A 12516-nucleotide genomic window follows, 5' to 3' on the forward strand; every position below is an offset into this window, starting at 1 on the left:
CTTTCGGCAACCGGGTTGCCTGCTGAATTCATTTGATTTCAGGAGTATGGGTGCGTGCGATAATGACGTGAATAGACACAACGGGACATACGGTATGGACCATAAGTTCACAATCCGGTCTGCAGCGCAGGGGGACAGTGCGGCAAATGGTCACTCTGCTCCCCCGGTGTATCTGCAAGGACTCCTGACGTTTGAGTCAGTGGCCCGTCACCTGAACTTCTCCAAGGCGGCAGGCGAACTGGGCGTTACCCCGACTGCGGTGTCCCGCACCATCAAAACCCTTGAGGCGCAGTTGAATGTCCGGCTCTTCAACCGGACCACGCGCAGCGTCAGCTTGACTGAAGCGGGGGCGTCACTCAGCTCCACGTTGTCACCCGCGCTTGCGCTGATCAGGAACTCCTTGTCAGAGACGCTGCAGGCGACCGACCAGCCCTCTGGCACCGTGCGGGTCAATTCTTCCTACGTGGCCTACCGGACGTTGATCGAGCCGCATCTTCCTGAGTTTCTCGCCAGGTTCCCCTTGATCCACGTCGAGATATCACTGGACAACGTACTTGGCGACATCGTCAGTAGTGGCTATGACATCGGCATCCGCATGGGAAAAAGAGTGCAGAACGATATGGTCGCCAAACAGCTCGGGGCTGCGCAGAAACGGATCGTGGTGGCTGCGCCAGAGTACTTTCAGGAGCGGACGGAGCCCAGGACGATCGACGATCTGCTGCAGCATGACTGCATACGACAGCGCTACTCCGGGGGAGGACGATGGTTCGACTGGAAGTTCGATGCTGATGGGCAGACCGTCCAGATCGAGGTTCATGGACGCCTCCTCTTCGATGAAATGAAGTCCGTCGTGGATGCCGCCGTCCAAGGCCAAGGTATCGGCTTCGTGTATGAGGATTTTGCGAAGCAGGAGTTGGCGGGCGGCCGATTGCAGCGAGTTCTGCAACAGCACAGTGGAATGGACGACGCATTCCATCTGTACTATCCACATCGAACGCATATGCCAGGCAAGCTTCGTGCATTCATCGACTTCATGACGGACAAGAATGCAGCGTAGCGAGCGTGGTCGAGCTGCTCAGGGGCGATAGCCGCAGCTCGCGAGCCACGACGGCTACATCGCCCTGATCAGGAAGGTAAAGTCCCCCGCATCGATGCCACTGTGCACTTCAACTTTGTACGCAGCCTCAGGTGCCGGCAAGCGTGCGGGTAAAGAACGCCACCAGCTTGTCGAATGGGATCAGATCCACGCGATCGTAGAGATCCACGTGCCCTGCGCCGGGTACCAGGTAGAGCTCCTTCGGCTGTCCGGCGAGCGCGTAGGCCTGCTGGCTGAACTCCAGCGAATGCGCCTTGTCGCCGGCGATGAACAACAGGGGGCGCGGCGAGATGGTCTCGATGTCAGTGAACGGATAGAAGTTCATGAAGCGCACCTCGCTGGTCAGCATGCGGTTCTGGGTGGTTTCCAGCGTACGCCCCTGCGGAATCGAGATGCCGCGCGGCGTGCGGTAGAACGCCCAGAACTCCCGCGTCACCGGATCGGCGTCGGCCGGCAGTTCCACGGGCAGATAGTCGAGGAATACGCCCTGGCCCGTGGTGAACTCCGCATAGCGCTGCTCCGCTGCTTTCGCCAACAGGTCCTTGCGCTGCTGCAGCGATACCGAATTCCCCAGGCCGTGGCGTGTCACCGCGCCCATGTCGTACATGCTCACCGTGGCAATGGCACGCAGGCGTGGATCCAGTTTCGCAGCGCTGATGGCAAAGCTGCCGCTGCCACAGATGCCGAGCACGCCGATCCGGCTGCGGTCGACGAAATCGCGGGTCCCCAGATAGTCCACGGCCGCGCTGAAGGCTTCGCTGTACATCTCCGGCGCCACCAGATTACGCGGCTCGCCGGCACTCTCGCCCCAGAAGGGCAGGTCGATGGCCAACGTCACGAATCCGTGTTCTGCCAGTTTCTGCGCGTACAGCAGGGAGCTCTGTTCTTTGACCGCTCCCATCGGGTGGCCCACGATCACCGCGGGCAAGTTGCCGGTGGTGGCAGCTGGATGCGTGGGGCGCACGAGGCTGCCCACGACCTCCATGTGGTACTGGTTCTTGAAGCTCACTTTCTCGATGGTGACGTCATCGCTTCGGTAGAAATTGTCTGCGCCGGTCGGCATGGTGGCTCCCATCGCGGTGAATGTGCTGGCGGTGAGCGCCAGCAACAGGGCAAGGTGTTTCATCGGGTCTACTCGGTAAGAGGGCAGGGCGGCGTCGCACAGGAATGGCGCAGTCCACGGTAGCCGCCCGCAAAGTCCCTGATTAGCCGGTGCACCGTTGAAGGCTTACTGAGCCCTGCTCACCAATCGCGGTGATACTGTCGGTCACCACGTAGGCGCCTGGGCGGAATCAGCAATGGCAGGGTTCAAGACCAATGATCTGCAAGCCTTCCTCGCTGTCGCGCAGGAGCAGAGCTTCACCAAGGCGGCCGCCAGGCTGGGCGTCTCGGCTTCGGCGCTTAGCCACACCATGCGGCAGCTGGAAGAACGCCTGGGTGTGCGGCTGCTGGCGCGGACAACGCGCAACGTGGCGCCCACCGAGGCGGGCGAATGCCTGATGCGTTCCATCGCCCCGCATTTCGATGCCATCAGTGCGAGCGTGGAGGCGCTTGGTGATCTGCGCGACCGACCGGCGGGAACCCTTCGCATCACCTGCAGCGACGATGCCATCGAGATGGTGATCCGTCCGCGGCTGGCCGCCTTCCTGGCGGCCTATCCGGACATTACGCTGGAGTTCCATGTCGATTACGGCTTCTCCAACGTCGTGCTGGAGCGGTTCGACGCGGGGATCCGCTTGGGTGAGGCGTTGAGCAACGACATGATCGCGGTACGCATCGGACCGGATTGGCGACTGGTGGTGGTGGGTTCGCCGGCGTACTTCCAGCGTCACGCCATGCCCGCCACGCCGTATGACATCACCGGGCTGCCCTGCGTCAACATCCGCCACCGCCCGACGGGGAGCATCTACGCCTGGGAGTTCGAGAAGGACGGGAAAGAGTTCACGGTGAAGGGTGAGGGGCAGCTCGTTTTCAACAGCATGTACCACGTCATCAACGCGGCCGTTGATGGTATCGGCCTGGCCTACGTCACCGAGGATCTTGTCGCCTCGCACATCGCCCGCGGTGAACTGGTGCAGGTATTGGATGCATGGTGCCCGACGTTCGCCGGTTACCACCTCTACTACCCCAACCGCCGCCAGCCATCGCCTGCGTTTTCGGCGCTCGTCAACGCGCTGCGATACCCGACGTGATCGTCGTACGCGCGGTCAGCGCGGCCAGCAGCGCCCCGACCACCAGCACGACAGCGCTGGCGATGAAGGTGGCGCGGTAACCGCTGCCGTCGAACAGCAGCCCGCCTACCGTGGAGCCCAGCGCGATCGCCAACTGCACGATCGCCACCATCAGTCCACCGCCGGCCTCGGCATCATCGGGCAGGGATTTGGCCAGCCAGGCCCACCAAGCCACCGGCGCGGCCGTAGCCACCAGTCCCCACGCTGCAAGCAGGACGAACACCGTGCTGCCGGACTGTCCGAACACCGTAAGGGTGAGGGCGATGGCGGCCATCACCAGCGGAATGATCATCAGCGGGCGGTACACACTGTTCTTGATGAAGCCACCGATCAGCACGGTGCCGATGAAGCCCGCCACGCCCAGCGCCAGCAGCATCAGGGACAGCGTGGCCACGTCCACCCGTGTCACTGCCTCCAGGAACGGGCGCAGATAGGTGAACAGCATGAACTGTCCACAGAAGAACACGCCCGCAGCTGCCATACCACGCAGCACGAGTGGCCGCTTCAGTACGGCGAAGACGCTGGGCGTCACGCCGGAGCGCGTTGCTACCTTCAACGAAGGAAGGCTGATCCACTGCCAGACCAGCGCGACCAGCGCGACCGGTACCAGGCACATGAAGGCACCGCGCCAGCCGATGATGCCGCCCAGGTAGCTGCCCAGCGGTGCGGCAATGACGGTGGCCAGCGCGTTGCCGCCGTTGAACACCGCCAGCGCCTTGGGCACGCTTTGCGGTTGCACCAGCCGCATTGCGATGGCGGCGGACATGGACCAGAAGCCACCGATGACGACGCCGATCAGCGCCCGTCCGACCATGTAGACCGGGTAATTCGGGGCAAGGCTGACGATGACCCCGGAAACGCCCATCAGCACCGTCAGCAGCAGGAGCAGGGTCTTGCGGTCCAGGTCTCCCGCGATGCGACGGATGGACAGGCTGGTGATGACGGCGAACGCGCCCGAAATGGCGATGCCGTAGCCCGCCCACCCCTCGCTGACGCCGAGCGACGTCGCGATGGGGGTCAGCAGGCTGACCGGCATGAACTCCGATGCGATCAGCCCGAACACGCACAGGGTCATGGCAAAGACACCGGCCCAGTGAGCAGGGGCGTCGGCAACGGCAACGGGAGCGGGTACACGCTCCGCAGCGGCGGATGTGGTGACAGGATTCATGGAAAACAGCCTTCGGGGGAGTCAGGGTGCTGCCGCAACATGGGATGCGACAGCATCCGGCGCGCTGCACCGGAGACCATGATCTCCCGCTCCATCGCCTCCGATAAGGGGGGCTGATCTGGATGAACTGTTGAGTGATACTCAGGAGTCAGCGCGCTGGCGATGGGCGGGCCATCGCGCGGGCTCAGCGCAGTACGTTCTCGGCATCCACCAGCTGCACATCGTGCATCAGGTTGAGGTACGCCTCGTAGTACGGCTTGTGCGATGCGCCGACGATGGCCAGCAGGCGCGTGCCGGGCGCGTGACCCAGCACATCACGGATGTTGGCGACCATGCGCAGGTTGCGGGTTTCCCAGTAGCCCACGTAATTGCGCCCAAAGCCCGGCGATGACGGCTCCATCAGCGCCGCGCCGAAGTCACTGTGATACGTCTGCAGGGCGGCTTCCGGCGCGTTGTACGCGCGGTAGATCGCCAGCAGGCCGCCGGGCTTGCCGAGATTGGCATGCAGCGCATCATCGGCGTCAGAGCGCGCCTTGGTATACGGGTTGTCCCATGCCTTCATGATGGCTTCGCCGGAGGCCTTCTCCAACGCCTTCGGTGTGGCTGAGTCGGCGGTGTGGTCATCGACCGCCCACACGCGCTCCAGGCCGAGCTTTGCAGCCAGCGTAGCGGCGATAAGAATCGACTCGTCGCGCCGTTGCAGGCGTTTGTCCAGGTAGGCGACCAGATCATCGGTCAGGCCGTCGGCCGCGGTGCGCTGCGGCGGGGGAAGACGCAGCCATTGCACGATGGCGGAATTACGTTCGCCGGCCGCCAGCAGTACCAGGGCCAGTCGGCGTCGCTGTGCCGAGGTGGGCGCGGCGGGCAGGCTGCCCAACAGCCGCTCGGCTTCGGCGTTCGCCGCAGGCACGTCCAAGCCGGCAGCGATCTGCGCAGGACCGGTATCCGGGCAGTAACTGTCGATGCTGTCGACGTAGCGGGACGGGAAGCGCCGCATGTAATCGCACTGCAGGCCGGATACCGCCTCCACTGCGATGGCGTCCGGCTTCCACGCCGTCAGCCGCTCCATCAGGGGCTCCAGCTGGGCAGGGGTGAAGGTGTCCGGCAGCCCGGACAGGTGGGGCGAGCCCAGCACCAGCACCTCATTGGCGCGGCCCACTGGTGGACCCTTCAAGGTCTCGGGGTGGAAGTCGGGATGATAGCCGGGGCTGGCCGCCAGTGCGGTGGCGCTGCACAGTACAAGGATGAAACTACCGCCGATGCGCCTGATCATGCTGCTTCCTCTGCAAAGGCCGATGCCTTGCCTGTGGCCGATGCTGGGCGACACGGAGCGTGGACGAAAGCCCCTTTGGTCATTGCAACCATCCCGCTGTTTGCCGCATCGCCGGCATGCCGTCAGGACAGGTCGTGTAGATCTTTTCCTGAAGCAGGTCCCAGCGTCCAGTCCGAGAACGTGACACGGAGGCCCCCGCGTTTCGGGCTGCACGCCATCGGACCCACCTGGTATTGCGCGGCAATGGGCACCGGGCAGAGTCGAACCAGGGGCCAGTGTGTGCCGTCCGCAGAAACCTGCAGCCGCAGCACGCCGGCGTCTACGGTGGCGCGCATCCAGAAGTCCGTGGGGTCGCCCAGGTAGGGCGCGGTTGCCCAGTCGGAAATGCCGTCGGTGCGGACGCTGCTGAGCATGGCCCGTCCGTCGCTGAGTTCGATGCCGGCCTTGATCCAATGCTGCTCGTCGATACGCACCATGATGCCGGCCTGATCGTAGAGTTCCTGGTAGTCACCGCGTACACGCAGCTGGCAGGTGAAGCGAGCCGGGGCCTTCACCGCAAGGAAGTGACCGTTGTCATGGGTGAATCCGTAGTGGGTTTCGCGCCAGAAATCGGTGCCCGGTGCGGTGACGACCTGAAGCTGGCCGTCCGCATCAAGCGGGTGTTCTGCCGGCGCGTTGTGCCAGATGCCGTGCTGCAGTGTTGGGTAATGCATGTGGGTGCTCGTCGTCTCTCGTCAAGCGGTCGGGTTATGCGGTCATCTGTGCAGCGGGGTGAGGGGGCGAATCACGCGCTGCCAGTGCGCGGCGTCAGTCGCAGCAGCTTCCCCTCGACCCCATCGGTGAGCACATGGATCGACCCATCAGGAGCGACCTTGACATCGCGTATGCGCTCATGGAGGTCAGCCAGCAGCAGCTCCTGTCCCACGATGCGACGGCCATCGCGCAGCACACGCCGCACCGCGCGCTCCTTCAGTGCAGGCACGAGCAGGTTGCCGCGCCACGCGGGAAACAGGTCTCCGTCGTACACCGCAAGGCCCGCCGGCGCAATCGAAGGTGTCCATTCGAGCATCGGGTCCCGGTAGCCCTGCAGGCGGCGGAAAGGCGTCACGCGGGCGAAGGGATAGTCGATGCCACCCGTGACGAGCGGCCAGCCGTAGTTGCCGCCCGCCACGATGCGGTTGATCTCATCGCCGCCGCGGGGACCGTGCTCTGAAAGCAGTAGATCGCCGGTGGTGGGGTCGATGGTGATCCCCTGCGCATTGCGATGGCCGAGGCTGTAGAGTTCCGGCGCGGTACCGGGCTGGCCGATGAAGGGATTATCGGCGGGCGGGCGGCCTTCGCGGTCGATCCGGATCACGGCGCCCAGGTGGTTGGCGGGATTCTGTGCTTCCTCACGCCGCGCGCTGCCGTCGCCGACCGTCAGCACGAGCGTGCCATCGGCAAGAAACGCGATGCGTCCGCCGTTGTTGCCGGCACTCGGTTTTGGCGTTGAATCGAACAGGACGCGGACCTCCTCGATCCTGTCGTCGGCAAGGCGTGCACGTACCACGCGCGTGCCATTGGCCGACGCCACACCGTAGCCCATCGTCAGGTACAGCCGGCCGTTCTGGTCGAACTGCGGGTCCAACGCGATGTCCATCAGGCCGGCGGTGCCGCCCTGCAGGAAGATCGGCGCCAACCCGTCCAGCGCAATCTCCGAACGGGTGCCATCGGCGGCGATGGCCAGCAGCCGTCCGCCCATCTCGGTCACCAGCACGCGGCCATCCGGCAGGAACGCGAGTGACCAGGGGCGGTTCAAGCCGCTGGTGACCGTCTGCACCTGGTAGCTGGCAGCAGGCGTGTCGACCGGCCTGTCGCCGGCAAGTGGCGCGGTGGTGAAGAACAGCAGGGCAGGGACGAACAGCAGCACGGCGGCCAGCACACCATGGCGCCACGGCCACCCCGGTGCGGTCGCCTGCGCTGTGCCACGCCCCGGCGCGCTCATCGTGGCGTACAACACACCGCCGACCCCGCCTGCCAGTGACATCAGGATATGGCCGAGTGGACCACGCGTTCCGGGCAGGGCCGGCATGGGAATCACCGAACGCATCATCCAGAACGCCACCCACACACCGGCCAGAGAGGCGGCAGCGAACACGCCGTTCCGCCATGCACCGGGGGTGATGCGCATGATCCGATGCGCCACCACGATGGCAGGCAGCAGGGCAGCGAACGCGATGCCGGTCATGACCGGGCCGAACATCGCCAGGTCTTCCAGCGTGGTCCACGCCCGCAGAGCCGCAGGCAGGGGAATGCCGAAGCCCGACAACTCACTGAAGACGAGCTGCGTCTGCACGATGCTGGCCACAACACCGGTCGCGATGGCGGCAGCCAGCAATGCGGCGATGTGGGGGAGGTAGCGCTTCATCTTCAACCTGTCGTTCCTCTTTCAGGATCGGCATTGCCGTCTGCCCCCATTCTAGGGGGCGAGGGGCGTCTGCACGGCTGACGGACGCCGCAGGCAGGGTTCTGGACGTTCCAGGCGGCCGGTAGCGCCGAGCCATGCTCGGCGGCGTGTTAATCGCCAAGCACGTCGTACATCAAGTCGCCGCGGCTGTTCAGTGCGATGGCGCGCCGGTCTGCTGCAGATACGCGCTGAAGTGCGGCGTTTTCCGGTAGAGCTGACTTCAGTCGGCTGCCTTCGCCAATGCAGCCGACTGAAGTCGGCTCTACCAGTGCATTCCGCGCATTCCGCGCACCATGCATTCCGTGCATTCCGCGCATTCCGTGCATTCCGTGCATTCCGCGCATTCGGTGCATTTCGTGCATTTTGATGCGCTCCAGTGGGATGCCGGGTCGCTGGGCACGTGAGGTGAGCCTGCCGTTGCGGTCGCCGCGTGCGGCGCGGCATCACTCCGATCCGCGCCCAGCAGGCGGCACGACCTGCACCACCACCTTGCCCTTGGCGCGTCCGGCGTCCACGTAGGCCATCGCGTCGGCCGTGGCCTCGAAGGGAAACACTTTATCCAGCACGGGGCGGATGCTGCCTGCTTCGATCAGCGAGGTTATTTCGCGCAGTTGCGGGCCATCAGCGCGCATGAACACGAAGCGGTACTCGACTCCTTTGCGCTTGGCCTTGCGCTGAATGCCGCTGCTCAGCAGGCGCATGACCTGTCGAAGCGGCCAGGACAAGCCCTGTGTTGCGGCAAAGGCGGGGGTAGGCGGCCCCGAAATGGAGATCAACATTCCGCCGGGTTTGAGGACGGTCAGCGACTTCTCCAGCACGTCGTTGCCCAGACTGTTCAACACGACGTCGTAGTCGTGCAGGAGGTCCGCGAAATCCTGTGTCCGGTAGTCGATCACCTGGTCCGCACCCAGCGCCTTCACCCACTCCACATTGGCGGTGCCGGTGGTCGTGGCGACGAACGCGCCCAGATGCTTGGCGAGTTGGATGGCGATCGTACCCACCCCGCCGGAGCCGGCGTGGATGAGTACTTTCTGGCCCTTCTTCAAGTGTGCGGTTTCCACCAGCACCTGCCAGGCGGTCAGCGCGACCAGCGGCACCGAGGCGGCTTCTTCCCAACCGAGATTCGTTGGCTTCAGCGCAACACTGGCCGCCTTCACCGCGATGCGTTCGGCGAAGGTGCCGATGCGATCCTGGTCGGGGCGGACATACACCTCATCGCCGACGTTGAACTGCTGCACCGCACTGCCAACGCGGACCACGGTGCCGGCGACATCGTTGCCGAGCGTCAACGGCAGCGTGTAGGGCAGGATCAGCTTGAACTCACCGCTGCGGATCTTGCTGTCCAATGCGTTGACACCGGCGGCATACACCTGGATCAGGACATCGTCTTCCCGCAGTGCCGGCTCCGGCACGGAGGCGATGTGGCCCACTTCCTTCTTGCCATGGCGGTCGATGATGAAGGCTTTCATTGCAGGTGTCCTGTTGGGTGGATGCGGCAGGCCGGTGTACGTGGAGCAGAACGCGATCGCCGAAGCGACGCGGTCACGCGGGTCAGTCGCCGCTGCGGTAGCGTTCGGCAGCGTGCGCCTGGCGGATGTCACCGAGTAATGCCTGACGTGACCCCTGCAGGGCGTCCCAATGCGACGCGTCGTGCAGCGGCGGGATGGTCACCTCTTCACGGCGGTCAAAGCCCACCAGGGCGGCGTCCACCAGTTCGTTGACCTCCATCAGGTCGGGAAGCGTGTCGGGGTCGATACCTGCTCGCGACCAGATTTCCGTTCGCGTTCCAGCAGGCAGCACGGCCTGCACATGGACGCCCTTCGGGCCCAGCTCCAGCTGCATGCCCTGCGACAGGAACAGGACGAAAGCCTTGGTTGCACCGTAGAGTGTCATGCCGAACTCCGGGGCGAGTCCAACGACTGAGCCGACATTGATGATGGCGCCTTCACCGGCGGCGGCGAGACGCGGGGCGATCGCGGCGGCAAGCCGTGCCAACGCCAGCGTGTTCAGCGTGAACAGGCGCTCAATGCCCTCTGCGGACTGCTCGAGGAAACTGCCCGTCTGTGCCATGCCGGCGTTGTTGACCAATATGCCGATCCGGGTGTCGTCGCGGAGTTGCGCCTCGACCCTGCGGAGGTCATCCGGGTGGGTGAGGTCTGCGGTCACCACGTCGATGGCCACGGCAGTTTCCTTGCGCAATCGTGCGGCAAGTGCCTCCAGACGCGCGGTATCGCGGGCCACCAGGACGAGTGCGTGGCCGCGCCGTGCGAAGCGGTCCGCGTAGACGGCACCGATGCCGGTGGAGGCGCCGGTGATGAGGACGCTGTGTGCAGTGTTCATGCGGTAGGTCTCTGATGTTCGGGATCGGGGGAGTTATGCGGCGGATGCGGCGGGGTGCCTTGGATAGTCGGTGTAGCCTTCGGCGCCTCCGCCATACAGCGTGGCGGGATTGAGTGGAGCGAGCGGCGCCCCGGTCTTCAGTCGTTCCACCAGATCCGGGTTGCTGATGAAGGCGCGTCCGAAGGCCACCAGATCCGCCTTGTCCTCTGCCACGTGGCGGGTTGCGAGTTCCAGGTCATAGCCGTTGTTGGCCAGATAGGTCTGCTTGAAGCGTCGGCGCAACGCGCTGAAGTCGAACGGCGCGACATCGCGCGGGCCGCCGGTGGCGCCCTCGACCACATGCAGGTACACCACGCCCAAGCGGCTGAGGTGGTCGACGATGTAGTCGTACTGCGGCTGTGGGTCGCTGATCGAGATAGCGTTGGCCGGCGACACCGGCGAGATGCGCACACCGGTGCGGTCGGCACCGATCTCTTCTGCCACCGCAGCGGTGACGTCGAGCAGCAGTCGCGCGCGGTTCTCGATGGAGCCACCGTACGCATCGGTGCGTTGGTTCGCGCCGTCCTTGATGAACTGCTCAAGCAGGTATCCGTTGGCGCCGTGGATTTCCACGCCGTCGAAGCCTGCGGCGATTGCATTGGCCGCGGCCTGGCGGAAGTCGTTGACGATGCCGGGCAGCTCGTCGATCTCCAGCGCGCGCGGTTCGGATACTTCGGCGAAACCGTTGTTCACGAAGGTCTTGGTCTGCGCACGCAGGGCAGAGGCTGACACCGGAGCGGCACCGTTCGGTTGCAGGTCGACATGTGAGATGCGGCCGACGTGCCACAGCTGCACGAAGATCCGCCCACCCTCGCGGTGCACGGCGTCGGTGACCTTGCGCCAGCCGTCGATCTGGTCCTGGGTGTACAGCCCGGGAGTGTCCTGGTAGCCCTGCGCCTGGGCAGAAACCTGGGTGGCTTCGGTAATGATCAGGCCCGCCGACGCGCGCTGTGCGTAATAGGTGGCGGCGAGATCGGTGGGCACCAGGCCGGGTCCAGCACGGTTGCGCGTCAACGGCGCCATGACGATGCGGTTGGCAAGCACCAGCGGGCCCAGAGCATAGGGGTCGAACAGCGATGGGGTCGCCATGGAATGTCTCTCTCTTGGTGATGACGGGGGCCAACCGGGTCGCTTGGGCGTGCCGGCTCTGGCTGACGATAGCAATGATGATGACCGTAATCTTAAATGTCAATGGTTTGATTATGGGCATCATCTATGGGTGATATAGTGCTTCCACGCACATGGCCGCACTGAGGGAGTACCCCCGCAATGAAAGTCAGCAAGGCACAGGCGCAGGCCAACCGTGCCCATATCGTTGAGGTCGCCTCCGCGTTGTTTCGCGAAAAGGGCTATGACGGCGTCGGCGTCGCGGACCTCATGGCCCATGCCGGCTTCACCCACGGCGGCTTCTACAAACACTTCGGTTCCAAGGCGGATCTGATGGCGGAAGCAGCGGCGTGCGGCTTTGCCCAGTCACTCGCGGCGGCAGGTGACGGTGGCTTGGATGCGTTTCTCGGCCACTACCTGTCACGCGCGCACCGTGACAACCCGGCCGTGGGCTGCACGATGGCCGCGCTGAGCACCGATGCTGCGCGCCAGCCCGATGCGGTCAGGGCCGTCTTCGCCGAAGGAATCGAGCGCCAGGTGTCCGCACCGATGCCGGATGCGGATGCCTCTGCGGCGGTAGCGGAGGGCAGGTCACGTGCGCAGCGGATCGCCCTGATTGCGCAGGCGGTCGGTGCGATCGTGTTGTCCAGGGCGTGCCCGGATGATTCGCCACTGGCCGATGAGATACTCGAGGCCTGCCGCCATGCGGTGCTGGCGGATGAATCAGCACGCGCTGCTGTCTTTCAGGGCTGAGCGCGCGCCGGGCCCCCGAACATCGCGTTGTCTGGCGCCCGGTGCATCTTCGTACCGCCCCAG

At 64.7% G+C, this 12516-nt stretch carries 11 protein-coding genes; 3 read left to right on the top strand and 8 right to left on the bottom strand.

The window, feature by feature from the left end; all coding sequences use genetic code 11:
• The first annotated feature begins 94 nt into the window (after positions 1 to 94).
• Positions 95 to 1057, top strand: a complete 963-nt coding sequence (locus IFT65_RS07625) for a LysR family transcriptional regulator (RefSeq protein WP_192080960.1) — start codon at positions 95 to 97, stop codon at positions 1055 to 1057.
• A 127-nt stretch (positions 1058 to 1184) separates the two neighbouring features.
• Here the strand turns inward: IFT65_RS07625 and IFT65_RS07630 are convergent, their stop codons facing one another.
• Positions 1185 to 2222: an alpha/beta hydrolase gene (locus IFT65_RS07630; RefSeq protein WP_192080961.1), complete on the bottom strand. Its 1038-nt coding sequence runs from the start codon at positions 2220 to 2222 to the stop codon at positions 1185 to 1187.
• A 172-nt stretch (positions 2223 to 2394) separates the two neighbouring features.
• Here IFT65_RS07630 and IFT65_RS07635 point away from each other — a divergent pair, with 172 nt between their 5' ends.
• A complete protein-coding gene (locus IFT65_RS07635) occupies positions 2395 to 3288 on the top strand; it encodes a LysR family transcriptional regulator (RefSeq protein ID WP_192080962.1) in 894 nt (297 codons plus the stop codon).
• Here IFT65_RS07635 and IFT65_RS07640 read toward each other — a convergent pair.
• From IFT65_RS07640 to IFT65_RS07670, 7 genes are all read right to left on the bottom strand, one after another.
• A complete protein-coding gene (locus IFT65_RS07640) occupies positions 3263 to 4495 on the bottom strand; it encodes an MFS transporter (protein ID WP_197974033.1) in 1233 nt (410 codons plus the stop codon). The genes IFT65_RS07635 and IFT65_RS07640 overlap by 26 nt on opposite strands.
• Before the next feature lie 184 nt (positions 4496 to 4679).
• Positions 4680 to 5768, bottom strand: a complete 1089-nt coding sequence (locus IFT65_RS07645; RefSeq protein ID WP_192080963.1) for a DUF5694 domain-containing protein — start codon at positions 5766 to 5768, stop codon at positions 4680 to 4682.
• A gap of 122 nt (positions 5769 to 5890) precedes the next feature.
• Positions 5891 to 6481 (bottom strand): DUF1349 domain-containing protein, encoded by a 591-nt coding sequence (locus IFT65_RS07650; RefSeq protein ID WP_192080964.1) that lies wholly within the window; start codon positions 6479 to 6481, stop codon positions 5891 to 5893.
• 71 nt (positions 6482 to 6552) lie between these two features.
• Positions 6553 to 8175, bottom strand: a complete 1623-nt coding sequence (locus tag IFT65_RS07655; RefSeq protein ID WP_192080965.1) for a PQQ-dependent sugar dehydrogenase — start codon at positions 8173 to 8175, stop codon at positions 6553 to 6555.
• A 482-nt stretch (positions 8176 to 8657) separates the two neighbouring features.
• On the bottom strand, positions 8658 to 9683 hold the full coding sequence (locus IFT65_RS07660) for an NADP-dependent oxidoreductase (protein ID WP_192080966.1): 1026 nt from the start codon (positions 9681 to 9683) through the stop codon (positions 8658 to 8660).
• 82 nt (positions 9684 to 9765) lie between these two features.
• Positions 9766 to 10554 carry an SDR family oxidoreductase gene (locus IFT65_RS07665; protein WP_192080967.1) on the bottom strand — a complete coding sequence of 263 codons (789 nt, stop codon included), beginning with the start codon at positions 10552 to 10554 and terminating at the stop codon, positions 9766 to 9768.
• Between the two features lie 33 nt (positions 10555 to 10587).
• Complete coding sequence (locus IFT65_RS07670; protein WP_192080968.1) at positions 10588 to 11682, bottom strand: alkene reductase; 1095 nt, start codon at positions 11680 to 11682, stop codon at positions 10588 to 10590.
• A 180-nt stretch (positions 11683 to 11862) separates the two neighbouring features.
• Here IFT65_RS07670 and IFT65_RS07675 point away from each other — a divergent pair, with 180 nt between their 5' ends.
• Positions 11863 to 12453: a TetR/AcrR family transcriptional regulator gene (locus tag IFT65_RS07675; protein WP_192080969.1), complete on the top strand. Its 591-nt coding sequence runs from the start codon at positions 11863 to 11865 to the stop codon at positions 12451 to 12453.
• Positions 12454 to 12516 lie beyond the last annotated feature (63 nt).

The sequence above is a fragment of the Stenotrophomonas sp. CFBP 13725 genome (assembly GCF_014841935.1).
In the GTDB taxonomy this organism is placed as follows: domain Bacteria; phylum Pseudomonadota; class Gammaproteobacteria; order Xanthomonadales; family Xanthomonadaceae; genus Stenotrophomonas.